We start from the raw sequence: 14,989 nt of genomic DNA, 5'->3' as shown, positions 1-14,989 counted from the left end.
ATGGGGTGATGGCGGGGGTTTTCCCCAGTCCCGGACCCCTTCGACATCCGCCCGGCCTCGCGCGGGTGTCGACGATCACCGGCCCGGCCCCTTGCCGCCCGGCGGCCGCTGCGATCAATCTGGGGGTCCTTGCGGACCGTTACGTTCCGCAAGCAGGGTGTGGGAAGCATCTGTGGAAAGGGAACAGCCCAAGGATGCAAGAGGTACGTGAGGCGCCGGCGCTCCGAGAACGGCTCGGGAAGCTGCGCCGGGATCCCGTGGTGGTCCAGACGCTGCGATCGGCGGCCGCGGCGACGATCGCCTACGTCATCGCGCTGCGCCTGAGCCCCGAGGCCGCCCCCCTGACCGCGCCCCTGACCGCACTGCTGGTCGTCCAGGTGACGTTCTACGCCACGCTCACCAACGGCATCCGCCGGGTGAACGCGGTCGTGGCCGGCGTCCTGGTGGCCATTGCCTTCAGCCTCCTGGTCGGCCTGACCTGGTGGAGTCTCGCCCTGCTGATCGTGGCCTCACTCGGCGTCGGGCACCTGGTGCGGGTCAACGAGTACGTGCCCGAAGTGGCGATCAGCGCGATGCTGGTCCTCGGGGTCACGACCGTGGGGGACACGGCATGGGCGCGGGTCCTGGAGACGCTGATCGGCGCGGTGGTCGGGCTCGGTTTCAATCTGCTGCTCGCGCCGCCGGTGTGGGTGGACGAGGCCGGCGAGTCGATGGGAGGACTGGCCCGCCGGCTGCGGCAGTTGATGCTGCGCATCGGCGAGGAGGCGGCCGGTCGCCCCGCGTTCGAGGAGGCGGCGGCCCGGCTGCACGAGGCGCGCCGGCTCGACCACGACATCATCGAGGTGGACGCGGCGCTGCGGCAGGCCGAGGACAGCCTGCGGCTCAATCCGCGCGTGCGCGACAGCGTGCTGCACCGCGTGGTGCTGCGCACCGGACTGGACACGCTGGAGATCTGCACGGTCGTGCTGCGGGTGCTGGCCCGCTCCCTCACGGACCTCGCGAAGGATCGCGAGCCCGAGCCGCTGTTCGGGAAGGAGACGGGCGCCGTCCTGGAGCAGTTGCTGTCCGAGATCGCCGACGCGGTGGTCAGCTTCTCCGTGCTGGTCACCACGGATGTCAGCAGCAACGCCGACGCTGCGGAGTCCCGGCTGGCCGCCGAGTTGCGCACGGCGGCGGGCACCCGCGACAAGCTCGCCCTGCTGCTGCGCGAGGAGGCCGAGCGCGAGACGCAGTACTGGCAGCTGCACGGCGCCGTCCTGACCGAGGTCAACCGCATCCTCGACGAGCTCGACACCGAGCACCGCTCGCGCCGCCTGCTGGAGGAACTGGACCGCGTGTCGCAGGAGGCACGCGCCCGGATGCCGCGCCTGAACCGGCTGCGCGAGCGACTGGGCGTTCAGGAGCAGCTGTGGCGGAACCGGACGGGGTTCGGCGAACGTTCTCGGTAGGGAGCGCGGGGACGGACGGGGCCGGCGCCGGATGCGAGGGAGCGGGGCCGATGGCCGGCACGACCGTGCGGATCGACGGGCACACACTGCGGTTGCCGGGCGGGGTGGCGGTGCGGTTCATCCGTACGCTGCGGCTGCCCGAGTCGGGCACACATGCGCTGCCGCCGGGGCTCGGGGAGTTCCCGGTCCGGCGGGTCGCGGATTACCCGGACACCGTTCCGGAGGGGTGGCGGGCGCGCGGCGGTGTGATGCTCCCGGTGTATCTGCGCGAGGCGATGTGGCTGAGCTTCGGGGGCACCGCCGAGCCGGCCGCCCTCCAGGTCGGGGTGGGCAAGGTGTGCGCGGTCTCGGGGAAGCCGTGGAGCGACCGGCTGCGGCGCAAGCCCCAGAACTACGTCGTGCTGCCCCGCCAGCCCTGGCTGGACGGCATCAACTCGGGGAAGGGGACGGTCCGCCAGTTCGTGGCGGTGCCGCTCGGGCTGGGCGCGACCGTCGAGGGCCAGGTCACGGGCGAGGAGGTCTGGGGCGGCGTACAGCTGCAGTCGTTCCCGCTGAAGGAACCGCGGCTGGCGAGGTGGCGTCAGGAGGAGAAGTTGCGGGCGGAGCGGGCACGGGCGTTCATGCCCATGCCGTCCGGTGCCTACGGCGCCGCCATGCCCGTGGCGGCGGCGCCCGCCCAGGGTGCGGTACCGGCGCCCGCCTCCGCTCCGGCGGGCGGGACGCGCCGGGCCGCCGCGGCGATGGGTCTGGGCGTCGGCGGGTCGATGCGCCAGGAGGTGTACGAGGACGACCGTCCGCTCTCGGACTGGGCCAAGACGCCCGCGGGCCGGGTGTTCGTCCATCTGGTCACGCCCCCGGAGTGGCGCCGCATCACCGGCGAGGCTCCCCCGCCGTCGCCGGTGGACCGGGCGGCGTACACACGCGCGGGGCTGCCTTGGTTCGACTACTACGACCAGGACGCCGAGGATCTCGCCCCGACGGACACGCTGGGGGCGGTGAAGCCGGTCGGCGACTGGATCGGCGACGACCACGAGCCCTGGCAGGCACCGACGCCGGGCCAGGTGAAGCCGCTCAAGGACGCACCGGGGAAGCCGGTGCAGGACGGCGACTGGTAGCCGGGGGACGGCAACTCCCGGCTGGCAGAAGGCAAGCGGAAGCCTCACCTCTCATTGCATCCTGCGCAACGCACGTTGCCATTCTTGCGCTGGACGGCTGATCCACGCCAAGGTTGCTGTCGCGACCACGACGACCGACGACCTGAGGTGTGGACATGGGCAGTGGTGGGCTGAGCAGGCGACGATTCGTCGGAACCCTCGCGGGATCGGCCGCCGGCGTGACACTCCCGGCAGCCACGGGATGTGACGACGCGCCCGCCCCCGCGGACACGTCCGGCATCGCGGCTCCCGAGGCCACCGGCCCCGGGACGCGTCCGAGCGCCCAGGCCGAGAGCCGCGAGCCGTCCGGCCCCCGCCCGCTCCACCTCGGCACCTACACCTCCGTCGACGGCGGCGGGGAGGGCATCGGCCTGGCCAGGTACGACCCGGAATCGGGCCGAATCACCGGCACCGGCACCATCGCAGGAGTCGGCGACCCGTCGTATCTGGCGGTGCATCCGAACGGCAGGACGCTGTACGCGGTCAATGAGCGTGACGACGGCGCCGTGACCGCCGTCCGCCTTGCCGACCGCAAGGTTCTGGGGAGCCGCAGCACCGGCGGCGCGGCGCCCTGCCATCTGTCCGTGCATCCGGGCGGACGCTGGCTGCTCTGCGCCAACTACGGCACGGGCAGCGTAGCCGTGCACCCGATCGACGCCTCGGGCGCGCTCGGTGAGCGGAGCGACCTCGTCACGCACTCCGATCCGGCGCCCGGTCCGGGCCAGGACGGCCCGCACGCACACCAGTTCGTCACCAGCCCCGACGGCGGCCATGTGCTAGCCGTCGACCTGGGCACGGATACCGTGTACTCCTACCGCCTCGACCAGAAGGCCGGCACGCTCACCGAGGTCGCGCGGGCGCGGACCGAGCCGGGTGCGGGCCCACGGCATCTCACCTTCCACCCGGGCGGGCGGTACGCGTATCTGGCCAACGAGGTCGACAACACCGTGGCGGTCTGCGCGTACGACCGCGGCACCGGGCGGCTGAGCATCGGCGCGGCGCAGTCCACGGGCACGGGTTCGGGCACCAGCTATCCGGCGCAGCTCGTGGTGACGCGCAACGGCCGTTACGCCTATCTCGCCAACCGGGGCCACAACAGCCTCACGCGCTATGCGGTGGAGGCGGACGGCGCCCGGCTGAGGCTGCTCGACACGGTGCCGGTGTCCGGGGACTTCCCGCGGCAGATCGCCCTCTCACCGGACGGCACGCTGCTGTTCACGGCGAACCAGCGGTCGAGCACCGTGAGCGTCTTCCACGTCGACGAGGACAGCGGTGAACTGAAGCTCGCGGGCGAGCCGTTCGCGTCACCCGTCGCCGTCTGTGCGCTGCCGCTGTAGGGCACGCGGGCAGGAGGCGGCGCTGGCCTGGGCGAGCAGGATGTGCATGCGCTCGGTGAGCTGCGCGACGTCGTCGGCGGGCCGGTGGAAGGGCAGCCGTACGTCACCGTGGGAGCTGGCACGCTCGATGCGCAGCGTGAGTCCGTGCCGGTCGACGGCGAGCGGCTGGACGCGGACGGCGCCGTGCAGACTGTCGGACTCCACGAGGCGGGTGAGCCGTTCGACGGCGTCCGGGTGGCAGTCGGCGAGGTGGGTGAGCAGCCGGGCCTCGGCGGTGGCCAGCGGGTCGAGCGCGGCGTCCGCGAACTCGTCGAGGTCGACGACCACGGGGCCGGTCGGTTGCCGCAGCACCACGCGGGTCGCTTTGAACGCGAGTTTGCCGTCCTCGGGCGTGAACCAGCCGGACATCCAGAGCCGGGTGCGGATCCGCTTGCGTACGGGCACGGGGGCGACGTCGGCGAACTCCAGGACGGCGGAGGGCTCTCCGCGGGGTGCACAGATCGCCGCCGTGACGAGCACACTGTCCTCCGGCACCTCCAGCAGGACGCGCCCCTCCTCGGTCACGGTGTGCGCGCCCACGAGTTCCTCGCGGCAGCTCTCCGCGGTCACCCCGCAGGACCACGCGCCCGCCAGCACCGACCGTGCTCGTTCCGCCGCGGAAGGTGCCGCCGTCCAGGCTTGGCTGTCACCCATCCCGTACCTCCTTAGGTAAGCCTCACCTAACCTATCGAAGATCGGGCCGTGCGCCAACCAGCCACGGCGTTCCGGTGCGATCTCTTTGGACGCGCGCAAGGGCGCTCAGCTGGCGATGACACCCAGCAGGGCGCGGGCGCACAGGTCGCGCACCTGCTCCCGAGAGAGGTCGGAACCGCGCAGCCACTCCAGACAGACGGCCGTGGTGAACGCCAGCCAGCCGCGCACGGCGAGCCGGACGTCGGGCCGCTTCTCGAAGACCGGGCCGAACTCGGGGTCGGCCGACATCGCCGCCAGGATCTGCTTCTCCTGCGCGGCCAGGGCCTGTTGGTAGACCTTGCGCACGGCCCGGTCGCCGGCCGCGTCGGCACGATGGAAGGCGCGGTAGCCGTGTGCGTGCGCCTCGACGTACTCCAGATACGTGTCGAGGCTCGCGGCGAGCTGCTCGCGGACCGGGACTCCGGGCACGGCGGCCGTCATCCGCAGCATGCGCTCGCTCTCCCGCTCGACGACGGCCGCGAAGAAGTCACGTTTCGTCGGGAAGTAGTGGTAGAGCAGCCCGCGCGAGACGCCGGCGATCTCGGCGACCTGCTCGATCCACACCTCGTCGTACGGACTCTCCGAGAACAGCCGCGCCCCGACCGCGAGCAGCTGCTCACGGCGCTCCTCCGTGCTGAGCCGGCGGCGGGTGCGCTCGCCCTGGTTCGCGGCCATGCCCGCACTTTACTTGACGTGGGTTCAACAGCGGGACCAGACTGAAACGCGTTATTGAACCCACGTACAACGAGCTCAACGTGCCGCTGGATCAGGGGAGATCGAGGAGATCGCGTCATGGCGGAGACAACGACCGGGTCCGGACTTCCGAGGGGATTCCGCAGCGCCGAGCACGGCTGGCCGGAGCTGTCCCGCATCCCGCACCCCCCGTACCGGCTCCCGCTGCTCGGCGATGCGCTCGGCGCCAGTCGGCGTACGCCGCTGCAGGATTCCCTGCGGTTCGCGCGGCAGTTGGGGCCGATCTTCCGGCGCAGGGCCTTCGACAAGGAGTTCGTGTTCGTGTGGGGCGCCGGCCTCGCGGCAGACATGGCGGACGAGTCCCGGTTCGCCAAGCATGTGGGGCTCGGCATAGCCAACCTGCGGCCCGTCGTCGGGGACGGCCTGTTCACGGCGTACAACCACGAGCCGAACTGGCAGCTGGCGCACGACGTCCTCGCACCGGGCTTCAGCCGGGAGGCCATGGCGGGCTACCACCCGATGATGCTGGCCGTCGCCGACCGGCTCATGGACTCCTGGGACCGCGCCGCCGACGCGGGCCGGGCGGTGGACGTGCCCGGGGACATGACCAAGCTGACCCTGGAGACCATCGCCCGCACCGGGTTCGGGCACGACTTCGGCTCCTTCGAACGCGCCCGTCCGCATCCCTTCGTGACGGCGATGGTCGGCACGCTCAGCTATGCGCAGCGGCTCAACACCGTGCCGTCGCCGTTCCTGCTGCGGCGTGCCGCCCGGCGTAACCAGGCCGACATCGACCACCTCAACCACACGGTCGACGACCTGGTCCGGGCCCGTACGGCGGGCGGCGGCGGGGACGGGGACCTGCTGGACCGGATGCTGGAGACCACCCATCCGGAGACGGGCGAGCGGCTCTCCGCGCAGAACGTCCGCCGGCAGGTGATCACCTTCCTGGTGGCCGGCCACGAGACCACCTCGGGCGCTCTCTCCTTCGCCCTGCACTATCTGTCCCGGCACCCGGACGTAGCGGCTCGCGCCCGCGCCGAGGTGGACCGCGTCTGGGGCGACACGGCGGCGCCGGGCTACGACCAGGTGGCGCGGCTGCGTTATGTGCGCCGGATCCTCGACGAGTCGCTGCGGCTGTGGCCGACGGCGCCCGCCTTCGCCCGGGAGGCGCGCGAGGACACCGTGCTCGGCGGCGACCATCCGATGCGGCGGGGCGCCTGGGCGCTGGTGCTGACGGCGATGCTGCACCGTGATCCGCAGGTGTGGGGCCCGGACGCCGAGCGGTTCGATCCGGACCGCTTCGATCCACAAGCCGTACGGACACGTGCGTCGCACACCTTCAAACCGTTCGGGACGGGGGCGCGGGCATGCATCGGGCGCCAGTTCGCGCTGCATGAGGCCACGCTGGTGCTGGGCCTGCTGCTGCGCCGGTACGAACTGCCGGCCGACCCGGGGTATCGGCTGCGGGTGACGGAGCGGCTGACGCTGATGCCGGAAGGGTTGCGGCTGCGCGTGGAGCGACGGACACCCGGGACCACGCGGACCGAGCCAGTCCCGTCCGGGACCGTCGAGAGCGCGACGTCAGACGTCCGCTGTCCAGTGCACAGGTCGGCCGACTGACGCGGGCAGCCGTGTGCCGGCGCTGCCCCGGGCCGCGTTGAGCTGGGGCTGGGTCAGGAAGAAGGCGTCCGTCAGATCGGCGTCCGTGAGGTCGGTGTCGCGCAGGTCGGCCCCGATGAGATCCGCGCCGCGCAGATCGGCGCCGGTCAGGTCGGCGGCGATGAGGTAGGCACCGCGCAGGTTGGCACCCCGCAGGTCGGCGCCCTTGAGCCGGGCGCCCATCAGGTCCGCGCCCCGGCGGTTCTTCTTGCGGCCGCCGCCGGTGCCGGCCCTGGCCAGCTCGCTGGTCTTGAGCAGGAGCACGTTGACGTCCTGGCGGTGCGCGGCCACGTCCAGCGCCGCGAGGTCCTGTGGTGTCCCCCGGGTGAGCTCCTCGGTCCTCTCCAGGATCCGGCGCAGCTCGGCGTGAACGGGGCGGGCGGCGGACAGGGTGAGTGCCTCGGTGAGGTACCAGAGCAGTTCGTGGAGCTGGCGGACGACCGGGAAGACGTCGAACATCTGCCGGGCGTGGTCACGGGAAGCCGTCCGCCAGTCCTGTCCGCCGAAGGTGACCTGAGAGACCTTCTGACCGGCACCGAAGCAGTCGTAGACGGTGCAGCCCGTGAATCCGGTCTGCCGGAGCCGGTCGTGGATGCCGCACCGGTGGTCGTCACGCAGGTTGTGGCAGGGCTTCCCGGCCGCCTTGTCGACCGCGAAGTCGGCGGACGCGGCGAAGGGAAGGGCCACACAGCACAGCCCGAAGCAGCTGGTGCAGTCACCGCGCAGGTCGGCCCGGTCGAACATCTGATCTTGCATACCGTTCAGCATACGGAACGAGAACTACCAGTGAGCTGCTGCGTGACTCAGCCGCCGAGGCCAGGCAGATCGAGGCCGCCGAGCCGCTCGGGGTCCGCCAGGATGTACAGGTGCGTGATGCGGCCGTCGGCGATGCTGACGCCCATGACCGACTGTGGCCGCCCTTCGGGCGCGTGGACGACCCCGATCTCCCCGTTGACCAGCACGAGCTGCGCGTAGCGCGCGAACTGAGCGAACAGCATGGCCTGCTCGGCCACCGGCTTCGCCCCGCGCACCACCTTCGACGCCGCCGCACCACGGACCAGCGGCCCGGAGTCCGCGCGCAGCACGACATCCGGGTCGAGGACCGCGAGCAGCGCCTCGAAGTCCCCCGCGCGGGACGCCGCCATGAAGGCCTCGAGGACCTGCCGCTGTCTGCCGAGGTCGGGCTCGGACGACGGAGTCGCGCCCCGCACCCGGCGCCGGGCGCGACTGGCCAGCTGGCGGGTGGCGGCCGAGGTGCGCTCCACGATCGGCGCGATCTCGTCGAAGGGCACCGCGAACATGTCGTGCAGCACGAACGCGATCCGCTCGGCGGGCTCCAGCGCCTCCAGCACCACCAGCAGGGCCAGGCCCACCGCGTCGGCCTGGAGCACCTCCTGCTCCGGGTCGATCGTCGACAGCGGCCTGATCACGGGGTCCGGGACGAAGGCGTCGTCCAGGGGCTCCTCGTGGCGCCGCGTCCGCGAGCGCAGCATGTCCAGGCAGACCCGGCCGACCACGGTGGTCAGCCAGCCGCCCAGGTTCTCGATGGCGCCCGCGTCGCTGCGGCTCAGCTTCAGCCAGGCCTCCTGGACGGCGTCCTCCGCCTCGGCCAGTGAGCCGAGCATGCGGTAGGCGACCGCCTTGAGACGGCCGCGGTGCTCCTCGAAGCGGTCCGCCAGCGCTTCCGTGCCGTTCACCGTGCCCCCGTCTCCCGCATCGCTCCGGCGGAACTACCGACCGAACAGTTCGAACGCGACCGCCGGCTTTCCGCCGAACCGCTCCCCCAGTGCCTCGGCGTTCGCGGTGAGGAAGCCGCGGGCGTACGTCTCCGGGTCCTCGCTCGTCAGCACCTCGATGTAGGTGCGGTGTTCGAGCAGCGAGCGCACCGCCCGCTCCAGGCCGGCCGACGCGTCCACCGCGTGCGTGGGTGTGCTGGAGCCGGCGACGGCGACCCAGCGCACGCCGCCCCAGGGCTCCAGACCCTGCTCGATCAGCTCCGGGAAGATCCAGCGGTTGCCCGCGTCGCCGGCCGCGTCCAGCGTCGCGCGGCCGACCGCCACATGGTCCGGGGTGTTCCAGGCGACGCCGCCCCAGGTGTCCCGGTGGTTGAGCGTGATCACCAGCTCGGGCCGGTACCGGCGGATCGCGGCGGCGATGTCGCGGCGCAGTTCGATGCCGTACTCGATCACGCCGTCCTCGTGGTCGAGGAACTCCACCGCCGACACGCCCACGACGGCCGCGCTGGCCCGCTGCTCGCGCTCCCGCAGCGGTGCGCACTTCGCGGGTTCCAGGGTGTCGATGCCGGCCTCGCCGCGGGTCGCGAGGACATAGGAGACCTCGCGACCGGCGTCGGTCCAGCCGGCGATCGCCGCCGAGCAGCCGTACTCGAGGTCGTCCGGGTGGGCGACGACGGCGAGCGCACGCTGCCAGTCGTCCGGCATGGGCTTCAGCTGAGTGATCGTCGGCTCGGTCATGTCCGCACACTAACGCGTGACACCGACATCACGCTTCGTCACGGGTGAGCGCGAGCAGCCGGTCCAGGACGCGGGGGCCGCCGGCCCGTACGCCGTCGTGCTCGAACTCGTCCGTCACCCAGGTCCGCAGGCCACGGATCGTGCGGGCGGTGGCGAGGGAGTGCACGGTGTCGACGTACATGTCGTCGTGGTAGACGGCGGCCGCGACGGGCACCTCGTTGGCGGCGAGGCGCGCCGGGTCGTACAGCGGCTTCCAGTCGGTGCGGGCGGCGAGGAGTTCGGCGGTCTCGCGCAGCGGGCGCAGCGCCGGGTCACAGTCGAACATCCAGGGGTGGATCGTCTCGCCGGTGAACAGCAGCGGCCCGTCGCCGGCGAGGGTCTTGGCCGCGTCGAACTGCGGGAACTGCGCGCGGACGCGCTCGGCGGACCAGTCGGTGGGGCGTGTGTCCTGGCCGTAGATCGCCTCGTGGACGAGGGCGTACAGCGGGTGGCTCGCGTACGACAGCAGGCCCTGGACCTCCTCCTGGAAGGCGTCCGAGAGGGCGGATCCCTGCGGGGTGCGGACGAAGGCGTCCTCCAGCAGGTAGTGCAGGCGGTGGCTGCCCTCGCTGCCGCCGAGGAGGATGCCGAGGGATTGGAAGGCCTCGGCGGTGAGGCGGTAGCCGTTCGGCAGGACCACGTCGTTCGCGAGGAGGTGGTCGGCGATTCGGCGGGCGCGCTCGACGTCCTGCGGGTAGCGGGCGTAGTGCGCGGCGACCTTGCGCTCGATGCGCGGGTAGGCGGCGCGGTAGACGTCGTCGGCGTGCGCGTCGAGGGAGGGCAGGCCGCCGGTGACGACCGCGGCGGTCAGGCCCTCGGGAGCGGTGGAGAGGTAGTTGACCGTGCAGAAGCCGCCGAAGCTCTGGCCGAGGACGGTCCAGGGGGCGCCGCCGGTCACCTCGCGGCGGATCGCCTCGCAGTCGCGGACGATCGAGTCGGCACGGAAGTGCGTGAGGTAGTCGGCCTGTTCGGCGGGGGTGCCGCGCAGCGGGAGCGTCTGGCGGTTGGCGGGCGCGGAGTGGCCGGTGCCGCGCTGGTCCAGCAGCAGGACGCGGTACTCCTTGAGCGCGCGGCCGAGCCAGGCGCCCTTGCCGACGAAACGGTTCGCCCCGAAGCCGGGGCCGCCCTGGAGGTAGACCAGCCACGGCTGGTCCTGGTGCGCCTTGTCGCTGGCGACCACCTCACGGGCGTAGAGCTCGATCGTCTCGCCCGTCGGGGCGTCGTGGTCGAGGGGCACGGTGAAGTGGCGGTCGGTGAGGACGACGCCGGGCTGGCGATAGCTGACGGTCAACAGGGCTCCCGGGACGGATGGTTTTCGGGCCGCGTCCCAGTTCAACACATGTTCGTCCGCCGACCGAGCCCTGGGATCATGAAATCGTACTGAACGACCGATCAGTGGCCCCGGCTCCGGAGCGCCTCGGGATCAACGGGCCGACAGGCTGGAACGCCGCACCACCAGCTCGGGCTGGAGTACGACACGCCGGTGCTCGTGCCGGTTCGTTTCGGTCTCCTCCTCCGTCTCCTCCAGCAGCATCTCCGCCGCGAGGGTGCCCATGGTGACCGCGGGCTGCCGTACGGAGGTGAGGGGGACGGCCGCGGCGGCCGCGAACTCGATGTCGTCGTAGCCGACGATCGCGAGGTCGTCGGGGACACCGACGCCCGCGGCGTACATGGCCTGCAGGACGCCCAGGGCGAGCAGATCGTTGGCGCAGAAGACGGCGGTCGGACGATCGGCGAGACCGAGCAGGCGGGCGCCCGCGTCCCGGCCCGCGGCGACGTCGAGCCGCTCCGTGGGCAGCTCGCGCAGGTTCTCGGGGCCGAGGCCCGCCTCCGCCAGCGCGTTCAGTGCGCCGGTGCGGCGGTCGCGGACCTGGTTGAGGCCGGGCGGGCCGCTGACGTACGCGATGGAGCGATGCCCGGCGTCGACGAGATGGCGTACGGCCAGCGCGCCGCCCGCGACGTCGTCGACCGAGACCGAGCACTCGGTGGTGCCCTCGGCGACCCGGTCGACCAGGACGAAGGGGATGTTGTGGCGGCGAAACGTTTCGATGTTGCGTCCGGTGGCGTCGGCCGGGGTCAGCAGGACGCCCCGCACCCGCTGTTCGGCGAAGAGGGACAGGTAGTCGGCCTCCTCGCTCGCGCTCTGCGCGCTGTTGCAGACCATCACGCCGAGCCCGGCGTCACGCGCGGTCCGCTCCGCGCCGCGCGCCACGTCGACGAAGAACGGGTTGCCCATGTCGAGGACGAGCAGCCCCATGATCCGGCTGCGTCCCGCCCGCAGCTGGCGCGCGGACTCGCTGCGGACATAGCCCAGCCGGTCTATCGCGGACTGCACCCGCGCCCGGGTCTCCGTCGCGACCGCGTCCGGACGGTTGATGACGTTGGACACCGTGCCGACGGAGACTCCGGCGGCGCGTGCGACGTCCTTGATACCCACCGACTGGGCCATCGGGCAGGGACCTCCAGAAAGACTCGTAAGACGTGGGGCGGCGGGAAGGCCTTCACATTACCGTCATGCCGCCCACATCGGCTGCGATCAGGCAGGCAGGCGGAAGTTGAGGTTACGCAGCGCCGAGGGCGTCGTACCGCTGGACTTCTCCTGATACATGATCGACAGATAGTGGTCCTGAGCCACGCGCGTCTCGTCGATCACGACCTCGCCGAAGGCGTTCAGCCCGGCGGTGACACCGTCGTACAGCACCGTCCAGTCCGTGTATCCGGAGGCCTTGGAGGCACCGGCGATCCGGCAGAACGGGAAGATCGCGTACGCGTTGTCGTACTTGTCCAGGATCAGCTTGGTGCGCTGGCTGGAGTTCAGCGGGACGGGGATCTCGGTCTTCCGCCAGGTGCCCGAGGCGTTCTTGCGGACGTGGAAGGCGCGGCCGTTCGCGGTGCGGTCGGCGACGTAGTTCGTGGTGCACTGCCCGAAGCGGCCGGGGACGTAGCTGATGATCGCGTGCGGCAGGCCCGTGGAGTCGGTGAACTGGCTCTCCTGGTTCATCAGGGAGTGGTCGGGGTTGAGCGCGTCGATCACCAGTCCGCTGTCGGTGACGGCGACCTTGTCGGAGCCGCCGGTCGTGCCGACGACGGTGCCGGCGTCGTTGCGCCAGGTCCGGCCGCGGTCGTCGGAGTAGACGTAGCCGGTGTCGTGGTTGGTGATGCCGCCGCCGTTGCACATCACGGCGCCGTTCTGCTCGCGCCAGGTGAAGAAGGAGTGCAGGCGCCCGCCCCGGTCGTAGTCGATGCCGTGCAGGTACATGTTGCGGGCGGTCGAGGAGCCGTGCTCGCTGGTGTACGTGCCCGTGGAGCTGGACCACTCGCCGAGGTTGGTCCAGGTGGAACCGTCGTACTCGGCGAGGGCGTTGCGGCCGTTGCCGGAGACGGCGACCCGGTAGCTGAGCTGGAGTGCGCCGTCGGGGGTGGAGATGAACTGCGGGTAGGTGAACTGCGAGGTGAGCGCGAGGCCGTCCATGGTCGACTGAGGTGCGCCGAAGCGGCTCGCGGTCCAGCTCAGGCCCGCCGGGTCGTCCATCAGCCCGGCGACGGACTTGACGTAGGTGAAGCCGTCGCTGTGCGAGTCCATGTTGAGGTGAAGGCGGCCGTCGACCTTCGACATCCCCATCGAGATGACGTTGTGGGAGTCGTTGTAGCGCAGGGTGTGGCCCACCTTGACCGTGGACCAGGTGGTGGCGCCGAGTGCGCGGCGGCCGACGACGGCGCCTCGGTCGGCGGTGTACCAGACGGCGTACTGATAGCCCTTGTAGGTCAGCAGGCCGTTCTTCTGGAAGGCGTTGTTGTTGACCAGGCCGTCGTACGACACGAAGAAGATGGCCTGCGTGTCGAGCGTGGTCGTGCCGGTCAGGGTGAGGGACGGACCGGGGTCGGCGGCGCGGGCGGTGCCGGACGCGAGGGCGGGGGTCATCACGGCTCCGGCGAGGGCGGCGCCCAGCAGGGTGCGTCTCTTCATCTCGGGGACTCCGTTGTCGGCGAGGAGTGGGAGAGGTGGGTCAGGCGAGGTGGAACACTTCCGTGAGCGGCTTCATGGCCTCGTCGGGCCGGGCGCCGTCCAGTGATTCGAAGAACGGCGCCATCTCCGCCTGCCAGCGGGCGTTGACGTCGGTGGCTTCCATGCCGGCCACGGCGGCCGCGAAGTCCTCGGTCTCCAGGTAGCCGACGAGCAGGCCGTCGTCCCGCAGGAAGAGCGAGTAGTTGTGCCAGCCGGTGGCCGAGAGCGCTTCGAGCATCTCGGGCCACACGGCCGCGTGCCGCTCGCGGTACTCGTCGAGGCGGTCCGCCCTGATCTTCAGCAGGAAGCACACGCGCTGCATCAACGACCCTCCGGATGTCAGAAGTTGAACTCGTCGATGTTCTTGGCGTCGAACACGGTCGGCTTGCCGAGGCTGATCACGCCGTCCTTGCCGATGGTGTACTCGCCCATGTCGCCGGCCTGGAAGGTCTCGCCCTCCTTGCCGGTGATCTGGCCGGAGACCAGGGCGACGGCGGTACGCGCGGCCAGCTCGCCGAGCTTCGAGGGGTCCCACAGCTCGAATGCCTCGACGGTGCCGTTCTTGACGTACTTGCGCATGTCGTTCGGGGTGCCGAGGCCGGTCAGCTTGACCTTGCCCTTGTACTTGGAGCCGGAGAGGTACTGGGCGGCCGCCTTGATGCCGACCGTCGTCGGGGAGATGATCCCCTTCAGGTTCGGGTACTCCTGGAGCAGGCCCTGGGTCTGCTGGAAGGACTGCTGGGCGTCGTCGTTGCCGTAAGCGATCTTGACGAGCTTGATGTCCTTGTACTTGGGGTCCTTGAGCTCGTCCTTCATGAAGTCGATCCAGGTGTTCTGGTTCGTCGCGGTCTGCGCGGCGGACAGGATCGCGATCTCGCCCTTGTAGTCGATCTGTTCGGCGAGCAGCTGCACCTCGGTGCGGCCGAGGTCCTCGGCGGACGCCTGCGAGACGAAGGCGTTGCGGCAGTCGGCGGTGGTGTCGGAGTCGTAGGTGACGACCTTGATGTCGTTCTTCATGGCCTGCTTCAGCGCGGTGCACAGGGCGCCCGGGTCCTGCGCGGAGACGGCCATCGCGTCGACCTGCTGCTGGGTGAGCGTGTTGACGTAACTCACCTGCCCGGCGGTGTCGGTCGCGCTGGACGGCCCGACCTCCTTGTAGCTGGAGCCCAGCTCCTTCAGCGCCGCCTCGCCGCCCTTGTCGGCGGAGGTGAAATAGGGGTTGTTGACCTGCTTGGGCAGGAAGCCGACGGTCAGGCCCTTCTTCAACTCGGCGTTCGGGTCGGCCTTGCCGGCGGTGGCGGCGGAGGCGCCCTCGTTCTTGACGTCCTCTTTGGTGGTGCCGCCGCAGGCCGTGAGGGCGAGGGCGAGAGACGTGGCGGCGGCAAGGGCCGCGGACGCACGGCGGAGGGATGACTTGCGCATGGTGGGAGTCCTTTACGAAGAA

At 71.1% G+C, this 14,989-nt stretch carries 14 protein-coding genes; 4 read left to right on the top strand and 10 right to left on the bottom strand.

Annotated features, from left to right (window positions below):
* Positions 1 to 194: 194 nt before the first annotated feature.
* The 3 genes from ACWGDB_RS00655 (at position 195) to ACWGDB_RS00645 (ending at position 3,939) form a co-directional block, all read left to right on the top strand.
* On the top strand, positions 195 to 1,448 hold the full coding sequence (locus tag ACWGDB_RS00655; protein ID WP_453820375.1) for an aromatic acid exporter family protein: 1,254 nt from the start codon (positions 195 to 197) through the stop codon (positions 1,446 to 1,448).
* A 50-nt stretch (positions 1,449 to 1,498) separates the two neighbouring features.
* Positions 1,499 to 2,563 (top strand): hypothetical protein, encoded by a 1,065-nt coding sequence (locus ACWGDB_RS00650; RefSeq protein ID WP_453820374.1) that lies wholly within the window; start codon positions 1,499 to 1,501, stop codon positions 2,561 to 2,563.
* Positions 2,564 to 2,718: 155 nt separating this feature from the next.
* A complete protein-coding gene (locus ACWGDB_RS00645; RefSeq protein ID WP_453820373.1) occupies positions 2,719 to 3,939 on the top strand; it encodes a lactonase family protein in 1,221 nt (406 codons plus the stop codon).
* Here the strand turns inward: ACWGDB_RS00645 and ACWGDB_RS00640 are convergent.
* Together ACWGDB_RS00640 and ACWGDB_RS00635 are read right to left on the bottom strand one after the other, a co-directional pair.
* A complete protein-coding gene (locus ACWGDB_RS00640; protein ID WP_453820372.1) occupies positions 3,907 to 4,632 on the bottom strand; it encodes a DUF2470 domain-containing protein in 726 nt (241 codons plus the stop codon). The genes ACWGDB_RS00645 and ACWGDB_RS00640 overlap by 33 nt on opposite strands.
* 105 nt (positions 4,633 to 4,737) lie before the next feature.
* On the bottom strand, positions 4,738 to 5,346 hold the full coding sequence (locus tag ACWGDB_RS00635) for a TetR/AcrR family transcriptional regulator (protein ID WP_453820371.1): 609 nt from the start codon (positions 5,344 to 5,346) through the stop codon (positions 4,738 to 4,740).
* Positions 5,347 to 5,463: 117 nt separating this feature from the next.
* On the opposite strand from ACWGDB_RS00635, the gene ACWGDB_RS00630 reads away from it, so the two are divergent.
* Positions 5,464 to 6,987: a cytochrome P450 gene (locus tag ACWGDB_RS00630; RefSeq protein ID WP_453820370.1), complete on the top strand. Its 1,524-nt coding sequence runs from the start codon at positions 5,464 to 5,466 to the stop codon at positions 6,985 to 6,987.
* Here ACWGDB_RS00630 and ACWGDB_RS00625 read toward each other — a convergent pair.
* The 8 genes from ACWGDB_RS00625 to rhaS all read right to left on the bottom strand — a co-directional run bounded on the left by ACWGDB_RS00625 (position 6,949) and on the right by rhaS (position 14,967).
* Complete coding sequence (locus ACWGDB_RS00625) at positions 6,949 to 7,782, bottom strand: pentapeptide repeat-containing protein (protein WP_453820369.1); 834 nt, start codon at positions 7,780 to 7,782, stop codon at positions 6,949 to 6,951. The genes ACWGDB_RS00630 and ACWGDB_RS00625 overlap by 39 nt on opposite strands.
* Positions 7,783 to 7,829: 47 nt before the next feature.
* Positions 7,830 to 8,723 (bottom strand): RNA polymerase sigma factor SigJ, encoded by an 894-nt coding sequence (sigJ, locus tag ACWGDB_RS00620; RefSeq protein WP_453820368.1) that lies wholly within the window; start codon positions 8,721 to 8,723, stop codon positions 7,830 to 7,832.
* Between the two features lie 33 nt (positions 8,724 to 8,756).
* Positions 8,757 to 9,500 (bottom strand): PIG-L deacetylase family protein, encoded by a 744-nt coding sequence (locus ACWGDB_RS00615; RefSeq protein ID WP_453820367.1) that lies wholly within the window; start codon positions 9,498 to 9,500, stop codon positions 8,757 to 8,759.
* Between the two features lie 28 nt (positions 9,501 to 9,528).
* Entirely contained in the window at positions 9,529 to 10,830 is a 1,302-nt protein-coding gene (locus ACWGDB_RS00610; RefSeq protein WP_453820366.1) for an alpha/beta fold hydrolase, read from the bottom strand.
* 132 nt (positions 10,831 to 10,962) lie between these two features.
* Positions 10,963 to 11,988 carry a LacI family DNA-binding transcriptional regulator gene (locus tag ACWGDB_RS00605; protein WP_453820365.1) on the bottom strand — a complete coding sequence of 342 codons (1,026 nt, stop codon included), beginning with the start codon at positions 11,986 to 11,988 and terminating at the stop codon, positions 10,963 to 10,965.
* A gap of 87 nt (positions 11,989 to 12,075) precedes the next feature.
* Positions 12,076 to 13,506, bottom strand: coding sequence for a BNR repeat-containing protein (locus tag ACWGDB_RS00600; protein WP_453820364.1), 1,431 nt, complete (start codon positions 13,504 to 13,506; stop codon positions 12,076 to 12,078).
* A gap of 40 nt (positions 13,507 to 13,546) precedes the next feature.
* Complete coding sequence (locus ACWGDB_RS00595; protein WP_453820731.1) at positions 13,547 to 13,867, bottom strand: L-rhamnose mutarotase; 321 nt, start codon at positions 13,865 to 13,867, stop codon at positions 13,547 to 13,549.
* A 17-nt stretch (positions 13,868 to 13,884) separates the two neighbouring features.
* Positions 13,885 to 14,967, bottom strand: coding sequence for a rhamnose ABC transporter substrate-binding protein (gene rhaS, locus ACWGDB_RS00590; RefSeq protein WP_453820363.1), 1,083 nt, complete (start codon positions 14,965 to 14,967; stop codon positions 13,885 to 13,887).
* Positions 14,968 to 14,989: the final 22 nt, after the last annotated feature.

This window comes from Streptomyces sp. NPDC055013 (genome assembly GCF_053608645.1).
Note: the sequence above shows the minus strand (reverse complement) of the source record. Positions and strands in the feature narration are given on the sequence as shown.

Coding starts and splice junctions, on each gene's coding strand:
- ACWGDB_RS00655 (WP_453820375.1), top strand. CDS start 195: ATGCAAGAGGTACGTGAGGCGCCGGCGCTCCGAGAACGGCTCGGGAAG.
- ACWGDB_RS00650 (WP_453820374.1), top strand. CDS start 1,499: ATGGCCGGCACGACCGTGCGGATCGACGGGCACACACTGCGGTTGCCG.
- ACWGDB_RS00645 (WP_453820373.1), top strand. CDS start 2,719: ATGGGCAGTGGTGGGCTGAGCAGGCGACGATTCGTCGGAACCCTCGCG.
- ACWGDB_RS00640 (WP_453820372.1), bottom strand. CDS start 4,632: ATGGGTGACAGCCAAGCCTGGACGGCGGCACCTTCCGCGGCGGAACGA.
- ACWGDB_RS00635 (WP_453820371.1), bottom strand. CDS start 5,346: ATGGCCGCGAACCAGGGCGAGCGCACCCGCCGCCGGCTCAGCACGGAG.
- ACWGDB_RS00630 (WP_453820370.1), top strand. CDS start 5,464: ATGGCGGAGACAACGACCGGGTCCGGACTTCCGAGGGGATTCCGCAGC.
- ACWGDB_RS00625 (WP_453820369.1), bottom strand. CDS start 7,782: ATGCAAGATCAGATGTTCGACCGGGCCGACCTGCGCGGTGACTGCACC.
- ACWGDB_RS00615 (WP_453820367.1), bottom strand. CDS start 9,500: ATGACCGAGCCGACGATCACTCAGCTGAAGCCCATGCCGGACGACTGG.
- ACWGDB_RS00605 (WP_453820365.1), bottom strand. CDS start 11,988: ATGGCCCAGTCGGTGGGTATCAAGGACGTCGCACGCGCCGCCGGAGTC.
- ACWGDB_RS00600 (WP_453820364.1), bottom strand. CDS start 13,506: ATGAAGAGACGCACCCTGCTGGGCGCCGCCCTCGCCGGAGCCGTGATG.
- ACWGDB_RS00595 (WP_453820731.1), bottom strand. CDS start 13,867: ATGCAGCGCGTGTGCTTCCTGCTGAAGATCAGGGCGGACCGCCTCGAC.
- rhaS (WP_453820363.1), bottom strand. CDS start 14,967: ATGCGCAAGTCATCCCTCCGCCGTGCGTCCGCGGCCCTTGCCGCCGCC.